Origin of the sequence: Duganella phyllosphaerae (assembly GCF_001758785.1) — a bacterium.
GTDB classification, from domain to species: Bacteria; Pseudomonadota; Gammaproteobacteria; order Burkholderiales; family Burkholderiaceae_D; genus Rugamonas; species Rugamonas phyllosphaerae.
The window spans coordinates 26465-50142 of record NZ_LROM01000091.1 but is presented as its reverse complement, the minus strand read 5'-3'; the positions used below and the strand labels follow the sequence as shown (position 1 = coordinate 50142).

23 protein-coding genes and 1 riboswitch are annotated in these 23678 nt (G+C 65.0%); of the genes, 7 read left to right on the top strand and 16 right to left on the bottom strand.

Annotated features, from left to right (window positions below):
- Window positions 1-80: 80 nt before the first annotated feature.
- The 8 genes from DUPY_RS15655 to thiC all read right to left on the bottom strand — a co-directional run bounded on the left by DUPY_RS15655 (window position 81) and on the right by thiC (window position 7168).
- Window positions 81-1187 (bottom strand): S-(hydroxymethyl)glutathione dehydrogenase/class III alcohol dehydrogenase, encoded by a 1107-nt coding sequence (locus DUPY_RS15655; protein ID WP_070249326.1) that lies wholly within the window; start codon window positions 1185-1187, stop codon window positions 81-83.
- A gap of 77 nt (window positions 1188-1264) precedes the next feature.
- Complete coding sequence (locus DUPY_RS15650) at window positions 1265-1720, bottom strand: response regulator (RefSeq protein WP_070249325.1); 456 nt, start codon at window positions 1718-1720, stop codon at window positions 1265-1267.
- 235 nt (window positions 1721-1955) lie between these two features.
- A complete protein-coding gene (locus DUPY_RS15645; RefSeq protein WP_208600054.1) occupies window positions 1956-2585 on the bottom strand; it encodes an ANTAR domain-containing response regulator in 630 nt (209 codons plus the stop codon).
- Window positions 2586-2667: 82 nt separating this feature from the next.
- Window positions 2668-3300 (bottom strand): thiamine phosphate synthase, encoded by a 633-nt coding sequence (thiE, locus tag DUPY_RS15640; RefSeq protein WP_070249323.1) that lies wholly within the window; start codon window positions 3298-3300, stop codon window positions 2668-2670.
- Between the two features lie 21 nt (window positions 3301-3321).
- Entirely contained in the window at window positions 3322-4131 is an 810-nt protein-coding gene (thiD, locus tag DUPY_RS15635) for a bifunctional hydroxymethylpyrimidine kinase/phosphomethylpyrimidine kinase (protein WP_229255387.1), read from the bottom strand.
- The gene (locus DUPY_RS15630; RefSeq protein ID WP_208600055.1) at window positions 4128-4913 is read right to left on the bottom strand and encodes a thiazole synthase; all 786 of its coding nucleotides are present in this window, start codon (window positions 4911-4913) and stop codon (window positions 4128-4130) included. The genes thiD and DUPY_RS15630 overlap by 4 nt, the downstream gene beginning before the upstream one ends.
- A 124-nt stretch (window positions 4914-5037) precedes the next feature.
- A complete protein-coding gene (thiS, locus tag DUPY_RS15625) occupies window positions 5038-5241 on the bottom strand; it encodes a sulfur carrier protein ThiS (protein ID WP_070249322.1) in 204 nt (67 codons plus the stop codon).
- A 10-nt stretch (window positions 5242-5251) separates the two neighbouring features.
- Window positions 5252-7168, bottom strand: a complete 1917-nt coding sequence (gene thiC, locus DUPY_RS15620) for a phosphomethylpyrimidine synthase ThiC (protein ID WP_070249321.1) — start codon at window positions 7166-7168, stop codon at window positions 5252-5254.
- Window positions 7169-7237: 69 nt separating this feature from the next.
- A riboswitch (TPP riboswitch) is annotated at window positions 7238-7346 on the bottom strand.
- Between the two features lie 133 nt (window positions 7347-7479).
- On the opposite strand from thiC, the gene DUPY_RS15615 reads away from it, so the two are divergent.
- The 5 genes from DUPY_RS15615 to DUPY_RS28415 all read left to right on the top strand — a co-directional run bounded on the left by DUPY_RS15615 (window position 7480) and on the right by DUPY_RS28415 (window position 16192).
- On the top strand, window positions 7480-10506 hold the full coding sequence (locus tag DUPY_RS15615; RefSeq protein ID WP_141749558.1) for a ligand-binding sensor domain-containing diguanylate cyclase: 3027 nt from the start codon (window positions 7480-7482) through the stop codon (window positions 10504-10506).
- A 60-nt stretch (window positions 10507-10566) separates the two neighbouring features.
- Window positions 10567-11487 (top strand): hypothetical protein, encoded by a 921-nt coding sequence (locus DUPY_RS15610; protein ID WP_070249319.1) that lies wholly within the window; start codon window positions 10567-10569, stop codon window positions 11485-11487.
- Window positions 11488-11567: 80 nt separating this feature from the next.
- The gene (locus tag DUPY_RS15605; protein ID WP_070249318.1) at window positions 11568-14360 is read left to right on the top strand and encodes a valine--tRNA ligase; all 2793 of its coding nucleotides are present in this window, start codon (window positions 11568-11570) and stop codon (window positions 14358-14360) included.
- Between the two features lie 108 nt (window positions 14361-14468).
- Complete coding sequence (locus DUPY_RS15600) at window positions 14469-16037, top strand: class I SAM-dependent methyltransferase (protein WP_070249317.1); 1569 nt, start codon at window positions 14469-14471, stop codon at window positions 16035-16037.
- Window positions 16034-16192, top strand: coding sequence for a hypothetical protein (locus DUPY_RS28415; RefSeq protein WP_167359074.1), 159 nt, complete (start codon window positions 16034-16036; stop codon window positions 16190-16192). The genes DUPY_RS15600 and DUPY_RS28415 overlap by 4 nt, the downstream gene beginning before the upstream one ends.
- Window positions 16193-16242: 50 nt before the next feature.
- Here DUPY_RS28415 and DUPY_RS15595 read toward each other — a convergent pair whose 3' ends face one another.
- Both DUPY_RS15595 and DUPY_RS15590 read right to left on the bottom strand, forming a co-directional pair.
- Complete coding sequence (locus tag DUPY_RS15595) at window positions 16243-17211, bottom strand: threo-3-hydroxy-L-aspartate ammonia-lyase (RefSeq protein WP_070249316.1); 969 nt, start codon at window positions 17209-17211, stop codon at window positions 16243-16245.
- Window positions 17212-17376: 165 nt separating this feature from the next.
- Window positions 17377-18003: a helix-turn-helix transcriptional regulator gene (locus tag DUPY_RS15590; RefSeq protein ID WP_070249315.1), complete on the bottom strand. Its 627-nt coding sequence runs from the start codon at window positions 18001-18003 to the stop codon at window positions 17377-17379.
- A gap of 160 nt (window positions 18004-18163) precedes the next feature.
- On the opposite strand from DUPY_RS15590, the gene DUPY_RS15585 reads away from it, so the two are divergent.
- Window positions 18164-18622, top strand: coding sequence for a DUF2147 domain-containing protein (locus tag DUPY_RS15585; protein ID WP_070249314.1), 459 nt, complete (start codon window positions 18164-18166; stop codon window positions 18620-18622).
- A 128-nt stretch (window positions 18623-18750) separates the two neighbouring features.
- On the opposite strand, the gene DUPY_RS15580 is transcribed toward DUPY_RS15585, so the two are convergent.
- Window positions 18751-19539, bottom strand: coding sequence for a ThuA domain-containing protein (locus DUPY_RS15580; RefSeq protein ID WP_070249313.1), 789 nt, complete (start codon window positions 19537-19539; stop codon window positions 18751-18753).
- Window positions 19540-19640: 101 nt separating this feature from the next.
- On the opposite strand from DUPY_RS15580, the gene DUPY_RS15575 reads away from it, so the two are divergent.
- Complete coding sequence (locus DUPY_RS15575) at window positions 19641-20018, top strand: YbaN family protein (protein WP_070249312.1); 378 nt, start codon at window positions 19641-19643, stop codon at window positions 20016-20018.
- Here DUPY_RS15575 and DUPY_RS15570 read toward each other — a convergent pair.
- The 5 genes from DUPY_RS15570 to ruvC all read right to left on the bottom strand — a co-directional run bounded on the left by DUPY_RS15570 (window position 20015) and on the right by ruvC (window position 23678).
- Complete coding sequence (locus DUPY_RS15570; RefSeq protein WP_070249311.1) at window positions 20015-20473, bottom strand: YaiI/YqxD family protein; 459 nt, start codon at window positions 20471-20473, stop codon at window positions 20015-20017. The two genes, DUPY_RS15575 and DUPY_RS15570, sit on opposite strands and share 4 nt — an antisense overlap.
- On the bottom strand, window positions 20473-21531 hold the full coding sequence (gene ruvB / locus DUPY_RS15565; protein WP_070249310.1) for a Holliday junction branch migration DNA helicase RuvB: 1059 nt from the start codon (window positions 21529-21531) through the stop codon (window positions 20473-20475). The genes DUPY_RS15570 and ruvB overlap by 1 nt, the downstream gene beginning before the upstream one ends.
- A 172-nt stretch (window positions 21532-21703) precedes the next feature.
- Window positions 21704-22411 carry a phosphoribosyltransferase gene (locus tag DUPY_RS15560; protein WP_070249309.1) on the bottom strand — a complete coding sequence of 236 codons (708 nt, stop codon included), beginning with the start codon at window positions 22409-22411 and terminating at the stop codon, window positions 21704-21706.
- Window positions 22412-22494: 83 nt separating this feature from the next.
- Complete coding sequence (gene ruvA, locus DUPY_RS15555) at window positions 22495-23076, bottom strand: Holliday junction branch migration protein RuvA (RefSeq protein WP_070249308.1); 582 nt, start codon at window positions 23074-23076, stop codon at window positions 22495-22497.
- 29 nt (window positions 23077-23105) lie between these two features.
- Window positions 23106-23678, bottom strand: a complete 573-nt coding sequence (ruvC, locus tag DUPY_RS15550) for a crossover junction endodeoxyribonuclease RuvC (protein WP_070249307.1) — start codon at window positions 23676-23678, stop codon at window positions 23106-23108.

The following is a 23678-nucleotide window of genomic DNA, read 5'->3' as shown; positions in this document are numbered from 1 at the left end:
CCTTGTGATGGAATGTAGAATAAATTATCTAGATCACGAAGTCTAGAACTTTTTTTCTACATCCACCGGGGGTGCAAAGATTAATAAAGTACCACGGAGCGGATCGACTCTCCCGACTTCATCAAATCAAAACCTTCGTTGATGCGCTCGAGCGGCAGGCGGTGCGTGATCAGGTCGTCGATATTGAGTTTGCCGTCCATGTACCAGTCGACGATCTTCGGCACGTCGGTGCGGCCACGGGCGCCGCCGAAGGCGGAACCCTTCCACTCGCGCCCCGTCACCAGCTGGAACGGACGGGTGGAAATTTCCTGGCCCGCCGCCGCCACGCCGATGATGAACGATTGACCCCAACCTTTATGGGTGCACTCGAGCGCTTCGCGCATCAGTTGCGTGTTGCCCACGCACTCGAAGCTGTAATCGGCGCCGCCGTCAGTCAGTTGAACGATGTGATCGACCACGTTCGGCGTGTCTTTCGGGTTGATGAAATGGGTCATGCCGAACTTGCGCGCCATGTCCTGGCGGGCCGGGTTGATGTCGACCCCGATGATCTTGTCGGCGCCCACCATCTTGGCGGCCTGGATCACGTTCAGGCCAATGCCGCCCAGGCCGAACACCACCACGTTGGCGCCCGCTTCCACCTTGGCCGAGAACACCACGGCGCCCACGCCGGTGGTCACGCCGCAACCGATGTAGCAAACCTTGTCGAACGGCGCGTCTTCGCGGATTTTCGCCAGGGCGATTTCCGGCACCACGATGTAATTCGAGAACGTGGACGTGCCCATGTAGTGGAACAACGGCTTGCCGTCGAGCGAGAAGCGGCTGGTCGCGTCCGGCATCAGGCCGCGGCCCTGGGTCGAGCGGATCGCCTGGCACAGGTTGGTCTTGCGCGACAGGCAGAATTTGCACTGGCGGCATTCCGGGGTGTACAACGGGATGACGTGGTCGTCTTTTTTCAGGGTGGTCACGCCGGGGCCGATATCGACCACGATGCCCGCGCCTTCATGGCCGAGAATCGCCGGGAAGATGCCTTCCGGGTCGGCGCCGGACAGCGTGTAGTAGTCGGTATGGCAGATGCCGGTGGCCTTGAGTTCGATCAGCACCTCGCCGGCGCGCGGGCCTTGCAGGTCCACTTCCTCGATCGTCAACGGCTGGCCCGCGCTCCATGCTACGGCTGCTTTGGTTTTCATTGTTGGTCCTCTGGCGGTTATCTGAATGCGCCATGATAACAAGCCAGGACCAATCTGTGGTTTTCCGTGCCTCAGCCTTACTGCGGCTCGACCGGCATCGTGCTACCCAGTTCCAGCAAATCGGACACCGTGCGCCACAGCTGGCGCGGCGAGGTCCACGGCTTGGGCAGGAAGGCGCCGCCGGGAATGCTGGCCTCGGGATGGCGCGCCGAGTACACCAGCACGCGGGCGTCCGGCTGCAAGTGGTGCAGGTTGTCGAGCAGCAGGCTGGCGTCGCCGTCGCGCAGTTCGGGGTCGATCACCACCAGCGCAAACTGTTCGCGCAGCAGCAATTCCTGGGCGGCAGCCATGCTGCCAACATGGGTGACGCGGGTTTCCGGCACCAGCAGTGCAGTGAGCACCAGCGCGGTGTCGGCGTCGCTGTCGATGTGCAGCACGCGCGGCGCGGTCACATAAATCGAAAAGCCGATGGCGGTGCTGTGGTCGTGGTCGAGGGATGAACGTGGGGTCGTGCTGGTGGTATCGAAAGGCATGGCGGTCTCCGCAAAAAATCACAGCCGTCAGCAGGACTGACGGGAACGATCGGCGGAGTTGGGCCGAAAACTGGGGGACGGGCGCAGGGAAAAGGCAGCCCGGACGGCGGCAGGCGGAGCGCGATCACGCGGCCTGCTGCATCGTGCAACGGTATTGTTCGCCGTCGACAGTTAACAGTGTACAACAAAAATGCCGCAGAGCAAGCAACTCGACGGCATTCCTGCTTGTTTTTGCTTACTTTTTTAACCGCTGGCTGAATGCAGCATGCAAGCCATTGAGGGTTTCTTCGGCCGCCAGCAACTGGTCGGCCACCTCGTTGACCTTGCGCCGGTTGGACCGTGCATGGTCGCGCAGCACCTCGAACGCAGTGTTGCGGTCGGTCTGGAATTTGCACATCAGCAGGCCCACGGCCAGGCTGGTTTCGCGGCCGGCTGCCAGCGCCGCGTTCAGATTCAACTCGGTGCGGCGCAGCTGGCGGATCTCGTCGGCACGTGCCAGGCCGGCAGCAAACGCCGGCATCAGCTGCTTCTCGTCCACCGGCTTGACCAGGAAACCGACCGCGCCGTACGACGCGGCCTGCTTGCCGGCGTCGGCGTCGCCGCGACCGGACAGGAACATGAACGGCACCGAACTGGTGGCGTGCAGTTGCTTGGCCAGTTCCAGGCCGGTCATGCCCGGCATGTGGATGTCGAGCAGCGCCATGTCGGGCTCGCGCTGGGCGATCAGTTGCAGCGCCTGCTCTGCCGACGAGGCCTTGAGGATGTCGTAACCGGCATGGCCGAGCACTTCGCCCAGGAAATCGAGCAATAACGGGTCGTCATCGACGATCAGGATGGGACGCTTCGGGGGCAGGGAATGGGGCATGTGGCGGCAACCTTGGGCTATTGCTAACGATCTCATTATAAGGCCGAAAAGCTTCCTGTATTCAAGGTTTTACTGCGAAGAACTACTGCGCCGTACGCTCGAAAAACAACGCTGCAAACGCATGCACCGCCTGCGCCACGCTTTCAGCTTGATAGACACTGGTGATCGCGGCCACCATGTCGGCGCCGCGCGCGGCCAGCGGCGCCGCATTTTCCGGCGTCATGCCGCCGATCACCACGGTCGGCACGCGGATCACGGCGCGGGCCTGGTCCAGCAGTGCCGGCGCAGTGACGAAATCGTATTGCTTGACCAGCGACGGGTAAAAGCCGCCGAACGCCACGTAGCTGGCGCCATCATCCTGCGCCGCCACGGCCAGCGCCAGGTCGCCGTAGCACGACGCACCGACGATCTTGTCCGGTCCCAGTTGCGACCGCACGGCAGCCACGCCGGCATCGGTGCCGCCCACGTGCACGCCGTCGGCATCGATCTGCTGGCACAGGTCGACGAAGTCGTTGACGATGAACGGCACCCCATACCGGCGGCACAGCGCCAGCAGCGCGGTGGCCTGCTCCAGTCGTTGCGCGGGCCCAGCGTCCTTGTGGCGGTATTGCACAAGTGCGATGTTGTCACTGCCGGCTTGCAGCGCCTGTTCGGTGATGACCAGCAGGCGGTCGGTGTCGTCCCAGTTGGGGGTGACCAGGTAGAGTCCTTGCATTGCGGTGATTCCTTTCATGGTTTAGCGCAGCGGCATGCGCTGGCCGGCGGCCACCGCGTAAGCGTCGCGCAGCGCGATAAAGCAATAATGCTGGGCCTGTTCAAGCGCGGTGATCACCGGCAGCCCCAGCGCCAGTTGGCCGGCAATGGCGGCAGCCAGGGTGCAGCCGCTGCCGTGAAACTGGCCCGGCAGGCGCGGCCACTGCCAATGGTGATCCACTTCGCCGTAACAGCGGTTGAGCAGGCACGCGCCATCGTCGTGACCACCGGTGACCAGCACGTTGCGGCAGCCCTGCGCGCCCAGGATGGCAGCCTGGGTGGCGCCATCGTCCACCCGGGTCAGCCGATACGCTTCCGGGCCGTTGGGCGTGAGCACCGTCGTTAGCGGTAGCAGCGGCGCCAATGCGGCCACCGCATCGCCCGCAGTGAGCACGTCGCCGTGGCCGCTGGCGAGTACCGGATCGAGCACCACCGGCAGGTGCGGTTGCGTGCGGCGCAATTCATGTATCACCTCGGCAATCGCCAGCGCGTTGGCGGCACTGCCGGGGATGCCGATCTTCACTGCACTGATCGCCATCTTGGCGGTGAGCGCCTGCGCCTGGCGCAGCACCAGGTCGGCATCCACCGGTTCGACCGTATAGACGCGGTCGTTGTCCTGCACCGTGAGCGCGGTGCACACGGTGAGCGCGTGCGCACCCTGCGCCGCCACCGCCTGCGCATCGGCCACCAGGCCGGCGCCACCGGACGGATCGAGCCCGGCGAACACCAGCACGCAAGGGCGCTGCAGCGGCGTTGCGGCCGCAGTCATGCCGACGGTGACGCCGACGCTCATGCCAGCCGGCCCGCCATCGGCGACGACGGCGAGGCCGCGAACTTGCGCGCGATGCGCCCGGCCAGGAATGCTTCGCGCCCGGCCTGCACGCCGAGCTTCATGGCGCGCGCCATGCGCACCGGGTCGCGCGCGCCGGCAATCGCCGTATTCATCAGCACGCCATCGCAGCCGAGCTCCATCGCAATCGCCGCATCCGACGCCGTGCCCACGCCGGCATCGACCAGCACCGGCACCCTGGCCTGCTCGATAATCAGCGACAAGTTCCACGGGTTGAGGATGCCCATGCCCGAGCCGATCAGCGACGCCAGCGGCATCACCGCCACGCAGCCGATGTCTTCCAGAATTTTGGCCTGGATCGGATCGTCGCTGCAATAGACCATCACGTCGAAGCCGTCCTTGACCAGCGCTTCGGCAGCAACCAGGGTTTCCGGCATGTGCGGGAACAGCGTCTTTTCGTCACCGAGCACTTCGAGCTTGACCAGCTTGTGGCCGTTCAGCAGTTCACGCGCCATTTGCAGCGTGTAGACAGCATCCTTGGCCGTGTAGCAGCCGGCCGTGTTCGGCAGTATCGTGTACTGCGACGGCGGCAGCACGTCGAGCAGGCTGGGCGCCTTCGGGTCCTGGCCGATATTGACGCGGCGAATCGCCACGGTGATGATTTCCGCGCCGGCCGCGTCGGTCGCTGCGCGGGTCTGTTGCAGGTCCCGGTATTTGCCGCTGCCCACCAGCAGGCGCGATTGGTAGGTCTTGCCGGCGATGGTGAGAGTGTCTTGCTGGTTCATTTGCTGGTTCATTTGCTGGTTCATTTGCTGGTTCATTTGCTTGTCCTTTCAGTTCCACCCCTAACCACATGGGGTCGGACCCCTTGGGGTCCGACCCCGGCATGGTGTGCGGGGTTCAAAAAAATCAGCCGCCGCCGATGGCGCGCACGATGTCCACTTTGTCCTGCGGCTGCAGCTCGCGCTGCGGCCACTGCTGGCGCGGCACCACCGCGCGGTTGACCGCCAGCGCCAGCGCCTGGCCGCTCAGGGACAAGCCGTCGACCAGCTGATCCAGCGTCTGGCGCGCCGGCACCGCGTGCGGCGCGCCGTTCAATTCAATCTCGATCATCGAGGCTCCCTCACAACTTGCGATACAGCTCGGCGCCGTTCTTGATGAATTCCACCGCCTTGATCTGCATGCCCTGCTGCAAAGCCGCACCGTCGCTCATGCCGTTGGCAGCCGCGTACTCGCGCACTTCCTGGGTGATCTTCATCGAACAGAAATGCGGACCGCACATCGAGCAGAAATGCGCGACCTTGGCAGAATCCTTCGGCAGCGTCTCGTCGTGGAATTCGCGCGCCTTGTCCGGGTCCAGTCCCAGGTTGAACTGGTCGTCCCAGCGGAATTCGAAACGCGCTTTCGACAGCGCGTTGTCGCGGATCTGGGCGCCCGGGTGGCCCTTGGCCAGGTCGGCCGCGTGCGCGGCAATCTTGTACGTGATGATGCCGTCCTTGACGTCGTTTTTATCGGGCAGTCCAAGGTGCTCCTTCGGCGTCACGTAGCACAGCATGGCGGTGCCATACCAGCCGATTTGCGCGGCGCCGATGCCGGACGTGATGTGGTCGTAGCCGGGCGCGATGTCGGTGGTGAGCGGTCCCAGCGTGTAGAACGGCGCCTCGTGGCACTGCTCGAGTTGCAAGTCCATGTTCTCCTTGATCAGCTGCATCGGCACGTGGCCAGGTCCTTCGATCATCACTTGCACATCGTGCTTCCAGGCGATTTGCGTCAGTTCGCCGAGGGTTTTCAGTTCGCCCAGTTGCGCCTCGTCATTGGCGTCGTAGATCGAACCGGGGCGCAGGCCGTCACCGAGCGAGAACGAGACGTCGTACGCCTTCATGATCTGGCAGATCTCTTCGAAGTGCGTGTACAGGAACGATTCCTGGTGGTGCGCCAGGCACCACTTGGCCATGATCGAGCCGCCGCGCGAGACGATGCCGGTCAGGCGCTTGGCGGTCAGCGGCACATAGCGCAACAGCACGCCGGCGTGGATGGTGAAGTAATCGACGCCCTGCTCGGCCTGCTCGATCAGGGTGTCGCGGAAGATTTCCCAGGTCAGGTCTTCGGCCTTGCCGTTGACCTTTTCCAGCGCCTGGTAGATCGGTACCGTGCCGATCGGCACCGGGCTGTTACGGATGATCCATTCGCGCGTTTCGTGGATGTGCTTGCCGGTGGACAGGTCCATCACGTTGTCGCCGCCCCAGCGGATGGCCCAGGTCATCTTTTCCACTTCCTCGCCGATCGACGAGGTGACCGCCGAGTTGCCGATATTGGCGTTGATCTTGACCAGGAAATTGCGGCCGATGATCATCGGCTCCACTTCCGGGTGATTGATGTTGGCGGGAATGATGGCACGGCCGCGGGCAATCTCGTCGCGCACGAATTCGGGCGTGATCTCTTGCGGGATGCTGGCGCCGAACGACTCGCCCCGGTGCTGGCGGCCCATCAGGTCGGCCAGGCGCTGGCCCATCGGGCCGGAATCCTTGAGCTCGGCCAGGTATTCGCGGCGGCGCAGGTTTTCCCGGATCGCCACGTACTCCATCTCGGGCGTGATGATGCCCTGGCGCGCGTAGTGCATTTGGGTGACGTTGCGCCCTTCCCTGGCGCGGCGCGGCAGCCGGTGCAAATTGAAGCGCAGCTCGGCCAGCGCCGGGTCGGCCAGGCGCGCCTGGCCATACTCGGAGGTGGGGCCGCTCAGCTCCTCGGTGTCGTCGCGCTCGCGTATCCACGGCAGGCGCGGGGTGGCGGCCAGGCCCGAGCGAATATCGATCACGGCCTCGGGGTCGGTGTACGGACCGGAAGTGTCGTACACGTACACCGGCGGGTTGGTTTCGAAGCCGAACGAGGCGGGCGTGTCGGCCTGGGTGATGCGGCGCATCGGCACGCGCAGGTCGGGGCGGCTGCCCTGGATATAGACTTTGCTGGAATTGGGCAGCGGGTGGATTGCTGCCTGGTCCACCGTGGCGGTGGCGGAGAGGAATTTCTGGTTGGCGTTCATGTGGCTCCTTGGTTGGCGACAGGAGCCAGCTAAGGAGGTAGGACGACACCAGTTCCACAAATACAGTGGCGGCGTTGTCCTGAGCTTCCCTTCGCTGGCATTATCCAGATCAGGTTCGGAGGGTATTTCTCACCCGCGTCACAGCTGTATGCCGTGTGCAGGACCCCTAGCGTATGCTGCCCGGTGGTGTTCACCCGGGCAGCGCGACGATTATAACCGCGCCTTGCCGATTGCGCGACCCGCATGTTGGTGCGCCCTGCCCGTAGCGTAAATGCCACATCTGGTGGCGGCCGCTGCGGTATAGTGATCTCATGCCAAGATGCAATATTCATCGCTGTCTGTTTTTGCTGGCGCTGCTGCTGGCATGCGTTGCGCCCTCGCACGCCACCGAACGCTGGAGCCGCCTGGCCCACACCGCGTTCAAGCACCACCAGCAACCCGACATGACCGGCGGAAATTCTTTTGCCCAGGACCGGCAAGGGTTCGTCTGGATCGGCACCCAGACCGGGCTGGTGCGCTGGGATGGCAGCCGCTACCTGCGCTACATGGGCGACACCACCCGCACCGACGCCCTGCCCGACAGCTACATTCTCAGCGTACACATCGACTGGCGCGGCCACCTGTGGGTCGGCATGAATTCCGGCGGCGTGGCGCGCTACGACGCCGCCCACGACAACTTCGTGCGCTATCGCGCGGTACCCGGTGGCTTGGCCAGCGGTGATGTGGGTGCCATTACCGACGACGGCGCCGACGGCATACTGGTAGGCCACGGCGCCGGCATCGACCGCATCGATGCCGCCGGCGCGGTCAGCCGCATGGTCTATGCCGCCGGGGCGGCGCTGCCGGCCGGCGGCGTCAGCTTCCTGCTGCGCGCCACCGATGGCCGGCTGTGGATCGGCACCGAGCGCGGCCTGTTCCTGATGGACCAGGACCGCCGGGTACGGCCGGTCGCCCTGGTCGATGGCGCCGCCCTGCCCATCGGCGCATTGTTCCAGGACAGCACCGGCCGCATCTGGGTGGGCACCCGCGCCAACGGCGCCTTCCTGGTCGATGCGGCCACCCTGAAGGCCACGGCGGTACGCGAAAGCGGGCCGGTATCGACCTTGCAGCAGGAGCGCGTGGTGTCGATTATCGAAGCGGCGCCCGATCAGGTCTGGATCGGCACCGACGGCAGCGCAGGTGGCATCGTGGTGCTGGACGTGCTCAGCGGCGAGACGCGCCGTATCCGCCACCGTGCCGACACCCCCGACAGCCTGCTCGACAACAACATCATGACCATGTTCCGCGAACGCGGCGGCATTGTCTTCGTGGCCGGCATGGGCGGCCTCAGCCAGCACGGTCCCGTGTCGGATGCGGTCACCACCGTGCGCTACCTGGACCCCGACGCTGCTGGCGTGCTCAGCGTGCCGTCCATGATGCAGGCGCCCGATGGCAGGCTGTGGCTGTCGATTGCCGGCGGCGGCATCAAGATCGTCGACCCGGCCACCGGCCAGGTTTCCAGCGTGCCCGACCTGCCCAAGGGCCGGGTGCTGGCGATCGTGCCGGGACCCGATGGCGAGATCTACCTGGGCACCCAGAAAGGCCTGTACCGCGCCGATGCCCAGGGCCGCCGCGCGCGCCTGGTGCCGGTGCCCGGGCGCGCGCTCGAGGAAGAGGTATGGGCGCTGGCGGTGCGCGACCGGGTACTGTGGCTGGGCGACCTGGAAGGCGTGCGCGCATTGCAACTACCGCCTGCAGGCAGTCGCGACACGGCGCGCCTGCTGCGCCACGAAACCGACCGCCTGGGCGACCCGCGCGTGACCGCGCTGCTCATCGCCGGCAACGATCTGTGGATCGGCACCCGCACCGGGCTGGCGCGCCTGGGCCGCCTGGATCCCGCCAGCGCCAGCGTGGAACTGGTGCCGACCGAGCTGGCCGCCGCCGACCGCCTGGCGCCCGGTTATGTCTCGTCGCTGCTGCTCGACCGCCAGGGACGGCTGTGGCTGTCGAACTTCGGCATCGGCGTGATCATGCTCGAACGTACCGACGCCGACGGTCAGCGGCACTTCCGCCGCTTCAGCAAGCTGCAGGGCATGCCCGACAACGGCGCCAACATGGTGCTGGAGGATGTCGATGGCGCGATCTGGGCCAGTACGGACACCGGTATGGCGCGGATAGCGCCGGGCACGCTGGCGATACAGTCGTTCGGTCCCGGCGACGGCGTGCAAGTGCCGTTGTACTGGACCAATTCCGGCGCGCGCACCGCGGCCGACGAACTGGTGTTCGGCGGCCTGTCCGGCCTGACCGTGCTGCGCACCCGCGCCCTGGCGCCATGGCGCTACGCGGCGCCGGTCGCCGTCACGCGCATCGTGCTGGGCGACCAGGAAATCCCCGGCGGCAGCTACAACATCGCCGGCCGCCGTGCCGCGCCGATCACCATCACGCCGGAAGGCCGCGAGCGCGGCTTCTCGCTCGAGTTCGCCGCGCTCGACTATTCCGCGCCCGAGCGCAACCGCTATGCCTACCAGCTCAAGGGGTTCGATCGCGACTGGATCGCCACCGACACCATCAGCCGCCGCGCCAGCTACACCAACCTGCCGCCGGGCGACTACGTGTTGCTGCTGCGCGGCTCCAACCGCAACGGCGAATGGTCGGCGCCGCTGGAAGTGCCGGTGCGCGTGCTGACCGCCTGGCACCAGCAGCCGTGGGCGCGGCTGGCAGCGGTGCTGCTGGCGGCGCTGCTGCTGGCCGGCCTGATGCACGCCCGCACCCGCTACCTGCGGCGGCGCCAGCACGAACTGGAGGCCATGGTGGAAGCGCGCACCGCCGAACTGCGCGCTACCCAGGCCCAGCTGGAAACCCTGGCCTACAGCGATCCGCTCACCGGCCTTGCCAACCGGCGCCTGTTCAGCGACGAGCTGCGTCACCTGGTGGCGCAGGCCGAGCGCGGCGGACCGGGGTTCACGCTGCTGCTGATCGACCTCGACCACTTCAAGCCGATCAACGACACCTACGGCCACGACGCCGGCGATGCCCTGCTGGTGGCCACCGCCGGGCGCCTGCTGGCGGCGGTGCGCGAAGAGGACCGGGTATTCCGCCTGGGCGGCGACGAATTTGCCGTGCTGCAGGGCCGGACCACCGACCGCGCCACGCTCGAACCGGTCTGCGCGCGCATCCTCCACAACCTGGCCGAGCCGCTATTGCTGCCGCAGGGGGACACCATCGAGATCAGCGTCAGCGTGGGGGCAGCGCTGCACCAGAGCGGCCACAGCCACGAACAGCTCTACAAGCAGGCCGACGTGGCGCTGTACCGCGCCAAGGGCGCGGGTCGCAATACCTGGCACCTGGCCGAATCGTGACAAAGCCGGTGTTGGTCAAATGGAATATCTTTAATATAATGTTGCGTTTGGGTATATACCATGCAACGCTCCCGCGCTTACCTGTCTGCCAACCTGCTTGCTGCCTTGCTCTCGACCGCCTGCCTGACCGCCCACGCCGGCAAACTGCAGGTGGTGGACGAATCGTACTCGAGTGACTTTGCCCTCTACCTCGAAGAAACCCTGCCGGCGCCGCTGCAGGCGGCCCTGGTTCAGCGCGGCCTGGCGGTATGGGGGCGTACCGAAGCGTACGAACTGGGCGGCCATGGCTATTGCATCGGCAGCGTGGGCATCACCACCGCCACCACCGACGGCCGCCAGCCGCGCGCGCCGTTGGAACACATCACCCGCTTCGTCCAGGAAGTGGCCGATGACCAGTGGCAGGAGACGGTATGCCGGGCCACTGCCATGCGCGCCGCTGTCGAGGCCATGGGCGAAACCGAGCTGGCGCAACTGGTCGACAACCTCGATCAAACGCTGCCCGGCGGCGGCACCCGCGCGGTGGAAGCAGCCGATCCCAAGGTAATCGAAATATCGGGATCGGGCGTGGGGGCCAAGGCCAGGGCCGCGCTGTCCGACGCGCTGTCCGCTTACCAGATCGGCAAGCTGTTCGACTACCGCCAGATCACCACCTACGTCGATACGGAAATCTTCGAACTGGACAACGGCGACAGCGCCTGCTACGCCCGCGTGGGCCTGACCGCGCGCGCGCCGCAGGGCCGCCAGTCGCGCCTGCCGGCCTACAGCACCGACACCATGTTCGTCGCCGCGCCCGGCGACGATGAAGCTTGCCAGCGTGACGCCGTGCTCGACGCGGTGGGCAAACACTTCAGCCAGCCGTGGACCACCGACGGCATCTTTGCCGGCCTGGAGAAAACCCGCGAGGACGGCCTGGCCTTGCCCGACCTGGCCAAGGTGGCCGAACAGCACGCGGCGCAGGCCGAGCCGGCAGCGGCGAAATAGCAGGCGCAGGGCGGCGCGGCCAGCCCATGCCGCGCCGCGTCATCTATAATGGCTGTTTTCGCAAATTACTCTGCCCAATCATGGAATTAGCCAAGTCTTTCGAGCCTGCCGACATTGAACAATTCTGGCGCACCGAGTGGGAATCGCGCGGTTATTACACCGCCACCCTCGACGCCGGCAAACCTTCTTTCAGCATCCAGCTGCCGCCGCCGAACGTCACCGGCACCCTGCACATGGGCCACGCGTTCAACCAGACCATCATGGATGGCCTGACGCGCTACCACCGCATGCTCGGCCATAACACGGCCTGGATCCCGGGCACCGACCACGCCGGCATCGCCACCCAGATCGTGGTGGAGCGCCAGCTCGACGCGCAGAAGATTTCGCGCCACGACCTCGGCCGCGACGAATTCATCAAGCGCGTGTGGGAGTGGAAGGAAAAATCGGGCTCCACCATCACCGGCCAGATGCGCCGCCTGGGCGCCTCGCCCGACTGGCAGCGCGAATACTTCACCATGGACGAAACCCGTTCGAAGGTCGTCACCGACGTCTTCGTGCGCCTGCACGAACAGGGCCTGATCTACCGTGGCAAGCGCCTGGTCAACTGGGACCCGGTGCTGGGCACGGCCGTCTCCGATCTCGAGGTGGAATCCAAGGAAGAAGAAGGCTCGATGTGGTACATCAAGTACCCGCTGGCCGACGGTTCGGGCACCATCACGGTGGCCACCACCCGTCCTGAAACCATGCTCGGCGACGTCGCCGTGGCGGTCGATCCCACCGACGAGCGCTACGCTGCGCTGGTGGGCAAGATGCTGACCCTGCCGCTGGTGGGCCGCGCGATCCCGATCATCGCCGACGAATACGTCGATAAAGCTTTTGGCACCGGCTGCGTGAAAATCACGCCTGCCCACGACCAGAACGATTACGCGGTCGGCCAGCGCCACAACCTGCCGATGCTGTCGATCTTCACGCTCGAAGCGAAGATCAACGACGAGGCACCGGAACAATATCGCGGCATGGACCGTTTCGTCGCGCGCAAGCAGATCGTCGCCGACCTCGAAGCGGCCGGCCTGCTCGAAGACGTCAAGAAACACACGCTGATGGTGCCGCGCGGTGACCGTACCGGCGTGGTGATCGAGCCGATGCTCACCGACCAGTGGTTCGTCGCCATGAGCAAGCCGGCGCCGGAAGGCACCTTCTTCCCCGGCAAGTCGATCGCTGAAATAGCCTTGGAAAAAGTGGCCAGCGGCGACATCAAGTTCGTGCCCGAGAACTGGAGCAACACCTACAACCAGTGGCTCAACAACATCCAGGACTGGTGCATCTCGCGCCAGCTGTGGTGGGGCCATCAAATCCCGGCCTGGTACGACGAAGCCGGCAACATCTTTGTCGCCAAGACCGAGGCCGAAGCGCAGGCCAAGCAGCAGGCCGCTGGCAGCACCGGCCCGCTGCGCCGCGACGCCGACGTGCTCGACACCTGGTTCTCGTCGGCACTGGTGCCGTTCTCCACCCTGGGCTGGCCCGACGAAACGCCGGACCTGAAAGCGTTCCTGCCGTCGTCGGTGCTGGTCACCGGTTTCGACATCATCTTCTTCTGGGTGGCGCGCATGGTGATGTTCACCCTCCACTTCACCGGCAAAGTGCCGTTCGAAACCGTGTACGTGCATGGCCTGGTGCGCGATTCGACCGGCCAGAAAATGTCCAAGTCCAAGGGCAATACGCTCGACCCGATCGACCTGATCGACGGCATCGGCATCGACGCGCTGGTGGCCAAGCGCACCACCGGCCTGATGGATCCGCGCACCGCGCCAAAAATCGAGAAAGCCACGCGCAAGGAATTCCCGGAAGGCATCGCCGCCTACGGCACCGACGCCGTGCGCTTCACCATGGCGTCGTACGCCTCGCTGGGCCGCAACATCAACTTCGACCTGGGCCGTGCCGAAGGCTACCGCAACTTCTGCAACAAGCTGTGGAACGCCACCCGCTTCGTGCTGATGAACACGGAAGAAAAGGATTGCAGCGCCAGCGATGCCGACCTGTCGAACGCCGACAAGTGGATCATCTCGATGCTGCAAAAGGCCGAGCTGGACGTGGCCAAGGGCTTCGAAGACTACCGCTTCGACAACATCGCTTCCACCATCTACAAGTTCGTCTGGGACGAGTACTGCGACTGGTACCTGGAGGTGGCCAAGGTGCAGGTACAGCACGGCACCGAAGGCCAGCAGCGCGCCACCCGCCACACGCTGTTGCGCGTGCTGGAAGTGGTGCTGCGCCTGGCCCATCCGGTGATTCCGTTCGTCACCGAAGCGCTGTGGCAGGCGGTCGCGCCGCTGGCCGGCAAGTCGGGCGACTCCATCATGATGCAGCCGTACCCGATCGCCGACACCGCCAATATCGACGAAGCGGCCGAAGCGTGGATGCTGCAACTGAAATCGCTGATCGACGCTACCCGCAACCTGCGCGGCGAAATGCAGCTGGCGCCATCGCTGCGCGTGCCGCTGATCGTCGAGCCGGCCAGTGCTGCCGACAAGGCGGCGCTGGCCCTGTGCGCGCCGTACATCCAGGCGCTGGGCAAGCTGGCCGAAGTGCAGATCGTCGACGCCCTGCCCGATTCGCCGGCAGCGGTGGCGATTGTCGGCACGACCAAGCTGATGCTCAAGGTCGAGATCGACGTGAAGGCCGAGCGCGAGCGCCTGTCCAAGGAAATCACCCGTGTCGAAGGCGAGATCGCCAAGGCCAACGGCAAGCTGTCGAACCAGAGTTTCGTCGCCCGCGCGCCGGTGGAAGTGGTGGCGCAAGAGAAGGAACGGGTCGCCAACTTCTCGGCCACGCTGGACAAGGTGCGCGAGCAGCTGGCCAAGCTGCCGGCCTGATAGCTTATCTCCTAGCCCTGCAGGGCCGCCTCCGGGCGGCCTTTTTTTCGCCCACGCGATCAGGCTTCCCTGCTAGAATGAGCCGATATCTCTTTGACAAGGCTCGCAATGACGCAGGGTACTGGTGGCTACGTGGCGGGCATCGACTACACCCACGGCTACTATCGCGAGCTCGGCCCGCTGCATGCGGCGATGGCGCTGGCCCATGCCGGCGTGCCCATGCCGTCCGTGGCCACCGCCTGCGAGCTGGGCTTCGGCCAGGGGCTCTCCACCAATATTCATGCGGCCGCCAGCGCTGTGGCCTGGCACGGCACCGATTTCAATCCCGCCCAGGCCGGCTATGCCGCGCAACTGGCGCAGGCCGCCGGCAGCAACGCCCAGTTGGCGGACCAGTCGTTTGCCGAGTATTGCGTCCGCACCGACCTGCCCGACTTCGACTTCATCGCCGTGCATGGCGTGTGGAGCTGGGTCTCGCCTGCCAACCGCGCCCTGCTGCTCGACTTCGTGCACCGCAAGCTCAAACCGGGCGGCGTGTTGTACATGAGCTACAACTGCCAGCCGGGTTGGGCGCCGATGGTGCCGCTGCGCAACCTGCTGAGCGGCTACATCGACCGCACGACCGCGCCCGGCACCGGCCTCGAGCGCCGTATCGACGCCGCGCTCGACTTTGCCGACAAGCTGCTGGCCACTCGTCCCGCCTACCTGGCGGCGTATCCACACGTGGCAGACATGCTGGCAGGCCTGCGCAACCACGACCACCGCTACCTGGCCCACGAATTTTTCAACGCCGACTGGCAGCCGGTCGACTTCGCCGAACAAGCCGCCACCCTGGCCGCAGCCGGCCTGGCGTATGCCTGCCCGGCCCACCACCTGGACCAGCTCGACCCGTTGAACCTCACCGCACCGCAACGCGCGCTGCTGGCGCAGTTGCCGGACCCGGTGCAGCGCCAGGGCGTGCGCGACGTGATGCTCAACCAGAGTTTTCGGCGCGACTACTGGATCAACACCGCAGCCGGCGAGTGCCAGCTGAGCCCGGCGCAACACGAAGCGGTGATGCGCAGCCAGCGCGTGGTGCTGGTGATGCCGCGCGCCGACGTCGACCTCACCGTACGCACCGGCGCGTTCGAGATCGCCCTCAAGCAGGACATGTATGCGCCCCTGCTCGACGCCCTGCAAGACCACCAGGCGCGCACCGTGGCCGAGCTGGAACGGCTGGTGCCGATGCGCGGCGGCCTGCGCCAGCTGTTCGAAGCGGTGTTCATCCTGTGCGGCATGGGCGTGCTGGCGCCAGCCCAGGCGCCGGACGCGGCAGCCAGTGCCAGCGCCGCCAGCCGGCGCCTGAACCTGGCGTTGTTCGAGCGCGCACGCAGCTGCGGCGAGATCCAGCACATGGCGTCGGCGCTGGTGGGCGGCGGCCTGGCGATGCCGCGCATCCCGCAGTTGTTCCTGCTGGCGCAGGCGCATGGCCTGCATGGCGCCAGCGCCTGGAGCGACTTCGCCGGTCCGCTGCTGGCGGCGCAGAACGTGCCGCTGCACAAGGAAGGCAAGCCGCTGGCCACGGCCGGCGAATACCAGGCCGAAGTGCTGCGCAAGGCCGGCATTTTCGAACGCCATTATTTACCGATGTACCAGGCGCTGGGCATTATCGACACCGACACCGACACCGACACACCATGAACCACTGGATCAGCGGCAGCGCCGCACCAGGCCGTTCCAGCGCGCTGCGCATTGCCCTGGCGTTCGCCAGCGCAGGTCTGGCCCCACCAGCGGCGGACATGGTGTGTCACCTCGGTGGTGGAGATGCCCAGGGCGCCGGGCCGGCTGGTCGCTAACTTCCGCTTGAAGCTCACGAGCATCTGACGCCACCGCTAGGGGGCATGGCTCACCCGGCCAGCAGCTCGGCGTAGCGCGCCACGTCGACATTACCGCCGCTGATGATGATGCCCACGCGCTGGCCTTGCAGTTGCGCCTTCATGGCGCGCGCGGCGGCCAGGCCCAGGCAGCCGGTCGGTTCGACCACCAGCTTCATGCGCGCGGCAAAAAAACGCATTTCGGCGCGCAGCTGGGCGTCGCTCACCGTCAGAATATCGTCGACATCGCGGCAGATGATGGGGAACGTCAGGTTGCCCAGGTGCTGGGTCTGGGCGCCGTCCGCAATCGTCTTCGGGGTGTCGATGTGGACGATGCTGCCGCTGCGGAACGATTGCTGACCGTCGTTGCCGGCCTCCGGCTCCACCCCGTAGAGTTTGGTCGCAGGCGACAGCGCGCGCGTGGACAGCGCCGAGCCGCTGAGCAGACCGCCGCCGCCCAGGCACACGAACAGCGCATCGAGCTGGCCGACCTCCTCGAACAATTCCTTGGCGGCCGTGCCCTGGCCAGCGATCACGTCGGCATGGTCGTACGGCGGGATCAGGGTCATGCCGCGCTGCTGGGCCAGGTCGCGGCCGATCTGTTCGCGGTCCTGGGTGTAGCGGTCGTACAGCACCACGTCGGCGCCATAGCCGCGGGTGGCGGCGATTTTCGACGGCGGCGCGTCGTGCGGCATGATGATGGTGGCCGGAATGCCAGCCAACTGCGCCGACAGGGCGATGCCCTGCGCATGGTTGCCGGACGAAAAAGCGACAACACCGGCACGCCGCTGCGCCTCATCGAATTTGGCCAGCGCATTGTAGGCGCCACGGAACTTGAACGCCCCCATGCGCTGCAAGTTTTCACACTTGAAAAACACCTGCGCACCGAGCTCGCTATCGGCAGTGCGCGACGTCATCACCGGCGTGCGGTGCGCCACCCCGGCAATCCGCTCCGACGCCGCCACTACGTCGGCATAAGTGGGCAAAACCTGTTCGTTCATGATTCTTCCTTTAGTTGTAAAGCGTGGTCAGGGCAAGGCGCAGCGCCGCAGACAGTGCGAACGCAAGGCAAGGCGCTGCAACGACGCCCTGGTCAGGGCGAGGCGCAGCGCCGCAGACAGTGCGAACGCACGGCAAGGGGCTGCAACGACGCCCTGGCCGCGCTTTTAGCGGGCATCGTTGTAGACGGTGGCGCGGGAGACGTTAAGATACGCGGCAACGATATCCATCGCCCGCCTCACGTCGGACAGCCCACTGTCCTTGAGCTCACCCATCAGCGCGCGGCGCTCGTCGGTCTTGAGCGCGCGCGGGGTGGTGCCGTGGCGGGCGGCGAAGTCGTCGATGCGCAGGCGGATGGCTTCGGCCCCGGTGGGTTGCAGCGTGTCGTTGACGGCAGCGGCCCTATCGACGCTGCCGAATTGCGTGAGCATGGTGTTGAGGCTGCGGAACACGGTGAGATCGACGTTCAGGCACAGCGCGGCCACGTAGCGCCCGTCGCTGTCCTTGATGCCGACCGACGTGCTCTTGGCCAGGCGGCCGTCGGGAAAGGTGTTCGGGTAGTTGGCGATCACCTGGTCGACGCCTGGGTCGGCGGCGCGCGCCAGGCCCAGCTCGGTGGCGGGTTCGCCCACGCTACGCCCGGACAGGTTGTTATGGATCGCCAGGATGGCGTGGTCCGGCTCGGTCAGGTCGTGCAGCACCACTTCGCAAAAAGGCGCCAGGGTCTTGCCCAGGCCATCGGCCACCTGCTGCAACTGGGCCAGCAGGTTGTGGTGTTCGGAAGTCTTTTTCATCAAAACATTTTATCTTGTTTTGGACTTTTTGTACAATACCCTTCCCGTGTCGAGGCCCGTGGTGCAGCGTTTCGATGTCATCCTCTAATCCAGCGCGCCGCAGCCCTGTTGCGCAGCACAGTTCGTATAATGGTTGCACAACAACCATTGGAGACCGATCATGAAACTGCTTGCCGCCACCGCTGCCGCCGCTACCGCCCTGTTCGCTTTTGCAGCCCCGCTTGCCCACGCCGCCGACCTGGCCTCGCCGGTGGGACTGTGGCAAAACATCGACGACGAAACCAACAAGCCCAAGGCGCTGATCCGCATCACCGACACCAACGGCGTGCTGCAAGGCCAGATCGAAAAACTGTACCGCGACGCCGGCGAAGACCAGAATCCGCTGTGCGTAAAATGCGAAGGCGCCAAGAAGGACCAGCCGATCACCGGCATGGTGATCCTCACCGGACTGAAGAAAGACGGCGACGAATACACGGGCGGCGAAATTCTCGACCCGGCCAAGGGCAAAACCTACAAGAGCAAGATGCACCTGACCGACGGCGGCAAGAAACTGAGCGTGCGCGGCTACATCGGCACGCCGATGCTGGGCCGCTCGCAGACCTGGGTGCGGCAGGACTAACGCAGGCTGCAGGCGGACCTTCGATGCGCCTGCTGGCGCACGGCAGCGCCAACTACGCGCCGGTGGCCAGCAACCACGCCGAACCGGGCCGCGCGCTCAACCGGCAGGTGGAGCTGGTGGCGCAATAGTTATGGCGCGATGCCCTTGCCGGTGGCGGTCCAGTAAATGCCGCCCAGCAGGTGCGCCAGGTATTGCGGGTCGCGGTACATCTCGCCGTTGTGGCCCAGCGCGGTGACGAATACCCGGCCGCCTTGTTGGGAACCTTCCAGCGTGTGATACCACGCTACCGGGTGGTCGCGGCCCATGCCCTGGGTGGTCTGGCCGGGCCAGATTTTGGTCGGGTCGTAGGTGCTTTCATCGACGTTCAGTACCGGGTGGATCGCGATATCGTGCGGATTGTCGAAGATGTACCACTCGTCGCTCCAGATCCAGCGCTCGGGTATGCCGAACGTGGCCGGAAACTTTTTATCGACCACGTAGGCCACGCCGGTTTGCAGCATCGGGTGGTTGCCCACCCGGCGACCGATCAGCTTCTCGAACCATGGCCAGGTGTTGGGCGCAATGATCAACGAGCGGTGCACCAGCATGGCGTTGCCGCCGCTGCGCATATAGTCCTCGAATTTTTTACGGCGCGCTTCGCTGAGCTCTTCCCCGGGCGTGTTGAGGAACACGATGGTGGCGTATTGCTTCAAGTCGCCATCGAACATCTCGGGACGATGCGTGTACACCACCTCGAACGAGTGCAGCTTGCCCAGTTTTTCCAGGCTGTCGCGGGCAATCGGGATGTATTCGTAATGGTATTTGCCGGGCATGGCGAACACCAGGATCTTGTACTGGTTGTCGGCGCGGCTGGGCGCGGCCAGCAGCAAGGCGGCGATGGCCAAAATGGACATGAGGGCCTGCAGGATTTTTCGCATGGTTGTCTCCGTGAATTTTTTACTTAGTTAGCGCTAACATCGGACCGTCCAATATACCCGTTTTCTCTGCGCAAGTGATACAGGTGTTACGATTCGCGACGATGAAAATATTTCTGATCCTGGTGGGATGGATCGCCGTGGCGCTGGGCGTGCTGGGCATCTTCCTACCATTGCTGCCCACCACGCCGTTCCTGCTGCTCGCGTCCGCCTGCTTCGCACGCGGTTCCTCGCGCATGCACAATTGGCTGCAAACCAACCGCGTGTTCGGCAAATACCTGCGCGACTACGAAAACGGCCACGGCATGCCGCTGCGCGCCAAGGTCTGGGTGCTGATCTTCATGTGGTGCTCGATGGGGTATTCGCTGTGGCGCCTGCAGCACCTGCCGGCACTGCAAGTGCTGCTGGTGGTGATCGGCGCCGGTGTGACGATTTATCTGACGCGCTTCGTGCCGACCATGGTGCCCAAAAAGCCTGGCTAAGCCGACGGCGTGGCGTGCTTGCGCAAGTGCCGATCCAGGCTGTTGGCAAAGCTCTGGCGGTCGCTCTGGCTGAACGCGGCCGGGCCGCCGGTATCGACGCCGCTGCCGCGCAGCTCGTCCATGAAGGCGCGCATGGTCAGCATCTGGGCGATATTGTCGTTGGTGTAGAACTCGCCGCGCGGATTCAGCGCATAACCGCCCTTCTTCAACACGTCTGACGCCAGTGGAATGTCGCCGGTCACCACCAGGTCGCCGGGCGCCAGGAGGCGCACGATTTCCTGGTCGGCCACGTCGGCGCCGGACGGCACTTGCACCGAGCGGATGAACCGCGACGGTGGCACCCGCAGTAACTGGTTGGCCACCAGCGTGACCTGCAACTGCATGCGGTCTGCCACGCGGTACAGGATGTCCTTGACCACGGCCGGGCAGGCATCGGCATCGACCCAGATCTGCATCACAGGTCCGTCCACAGTTCGCCGTTGGGGCTGGTGCGCGGGGGCGTCACGCCAAAGTGGCGGTACGCGGCAGGCGTGGCCACCCGCCCGCGCGGCGTGCGCTGCAAAAAGCCCTGCTGGATCAAATACGGTTCAAGTACGTCCTCGATGGTGTCGGCCGCTTCGCCGATGGCCGCAGCCAGGTTGCCGACGCCCACCGGGCCGCCGCCGAACTTGAACAGCACCGCTTCGAGCAGCTTGCGGTCCATGACGTCGAAGCCGACGGTATCGACGTCGAGCATGACCAGTGCGGCGTCGGCCGTGGCCTTGGTGATGTCGCCATTGCTTTTGACTTCAGCGTAATCGCGCACGCGGCGCAGCAGGCGGTTGGCGATACGCGGCGTGCCACGGGCGCGGCGGGCGATTTCCACCGCGCCGTCGGGGTGGATATTGGCCTTGAGCAGTGCCGCACTGCGGGTGACGATCTTGGTCAGTTCCTCGGTATTGTAGAACTCGAGGCGGGCCACGATGCCGAAACGGTCGCGCAGCGGGTTGGTCAACATGCCGGCGCGGGTGGTGGCGCCGACCAGCGTGAACGGCTGCAGGTCGAGCTTGACCGAGCGCGCGGCCGGGCCCTCGCCGATCATGATGTCGATCTGGTAGTCCTCGAGCGCCGGGTACAGAATTTCTTCGACCACCGGCGACAGGCGGTGGATCTCGTCGATGAACAGCACGTCGTTGGCTTCGAGGTTGGTGAGTATGGCCGCCAGGTCGCCGGGACGCTCGAGCACCGGGCCCGAGGTCTGGCGCAGGTTCACGCCCATCTCGCGCGCAATGATGTTGGCCAGCGTGGTTTTACCGAGACCGGGCGGGCCGAACAGCAACGTGTGGTCGAGCGCCTCCTTGCGGTTGCGCGCAGCGGCGATAAAGATCTCGAGCTGGTCGCGGATCTTGGACTGCCCGACATATTCATCGAGGAGCTTGGGACGCAACGCCCGTTCGATGGCCTCTTCGTTGGGCGACGTGGGCGCCGCGTCGATAATGCGCTGTTCGGTGAAGCTGTCGGTCTGGATGCTCATTCGTTACTTGGTTGGGGTGGTATTTAATATGCGCTCGACGTACGCGCCTGCCGCTTTCTTGGTGGCACGTAATTGCTCCTGCTCTAGCGGTGACAGCATGCGTACCGGTTGATTCGGTTGATCCGTATCGGGCGAAGCAGGCAGCTGCACAACCAGCGATTCTACCTTGCCTTCAGCTATCAGCCGCTTCCAGGTTCGTAATGATTCTTTCGCTCGTTGGAGTTCGGCAGAGATATCGGGCTTCGGAGGCGGTAAGGCAGTCGAAACCGAATCCAAAACGTCGATACCACCAGTTTTCGATGTGGCCATGTTTTCTCCTTAACTCATCAATCTGCCCCCGGGCAGGCGTCAGACGCGCAGAATAGTCCTTACCTGTCAGAACGGTCGCGCCTATCACATGCGCGCCCTGCGCCATCATGTGGCCGCGCAAGTTGGCCAACGTGCCGCCCTGACCGATAAAGTCGTCCACCAACACGTAGTGTAGGCCAGATCGAGCGCTGCCACCGAAAAGTGCCTGCCCGCGCAGCCGGGCGAATCCGCTCGCGCCGGTATGGCTGACCTTGTTGATCTGGATGACCTCGCGCTCATAACGCCAATTGAGCTTGGTGGCGATGACGGTGGCCATCGCTTCGCCGATGGCATTCGTGCCTTGCGCTTCTTCCGCATGAACGCTGGCGAGTGCTGGATGATGGTGGTCAAACAAGCGCCATAGCTGTTCCAGCACTTGTAACGATAGCGCCTCCAGCACCAGTTCCACCGCTGCGGCCAAATTGCCTGCCTTGGCTGCCGCATAAGCGCGATGCTTTTTGACGAACAATTCGGGCGCGTGCATCAGCACATCGGGAAAACCGCCCCAGGGATAACGTGTCGGCTTGTCCATGCAGCCCTCCACCCAGGCTCACTAACAACCTTCGAGCGTAGGCTGCGGCTCCAGCACCGACAAGCATGCACATTTGAGCTATGTCACCCCTTCGACAGCGCTTTCAACGCCTGCTTGATACCATCCGACACACCGGCGCCGGCCGGGACGGTCTTGAGCGCCAGCAGCGCTTCCTTGTCGGAGTAGCCCAGCGCCAGCAGCGCGTTGAGGATGTCCGATTGCGCGTCGGGCACCGAGGGCGCGCCGCCAGCGCTGCCCAGGTCCGGGCCGAGCTTGCCCTTGAGTTCGAGCAGCAGGCGTTCGGCGGTTTTCTTGCCGATGCCGGGCACCTTGATCAGGCGGCCCGATTCCTGCAAGGTCACCGCCTGGGCCAGGTCGGCGATCGACATGCCGGACAGGATCGACAGCGCGGTGCGCGCACCGACGCCGCTGATCTTGATAAGCAGGCGAAACACGGCGCGCTCGTCGGCATGGCCGAAGCCGAACAGGAGATGGGCGTCTTCGCGGATGGCTTGGTGGGTAAACAGCACCACCTTTTCGCCGACGTTGGGCAGGTTATAAAACGTGCTCATCGAGACATCGACTTCGTAGCCGACGCCGCCGCAATCGACCAGCAATTGCGGCGGATTTTTTTCGAGCAAAATACCGGAGAGACGACCGATCATCGTGTGGAGACCTTGTGAGTTTGTGTGGATTAACCGACCAGGCGGCCGCGCTTCATGCGCATGCCGGCCAGCGGGCCACCAGGCGCGGTAGCACCTGCCGTGGTGGTCTTGATGCCGGCGCTGGCGATCAGGGTCAGCGTTTCACGGCTGTGGGCGTGGCAAATGGCGATGCCGAGCGCATCGGCAGCATCGGTGCCGGGCAGGCCGGGCAGCGACAGCAGGCGCGCCACCATGTCCTGCACCTGCGACTTGACGGCGCGGCCGGTGCCCACGACTGCCTGCTTGATCTGGGTGGGCGAATATTCGGCCACCGCCAGGTTGGCCGACACCAGCGCGCAAATCGCCGCCCCCCGCGCCTGGCCCAGCAGCAGGGTCGATTGCGGATTGACGTTGACGAACACCTGCTCGATGGCCGAGCACTCGGGCTGGTAAATGCGCGCGACTTCAGCCACGCCGTCCAGGATCACCTTGAGACGCGTGGGCAAGTTGCCCTCGCCGCTCTTGATGGTGCCGGAAGCGATGTAGCGCAACTTGGCGCCCTGCTTGTGGATGACGCCAAAGCCGGTGGTGCGCAGGCCGGGGTCGATGCCGAGAATGATCAT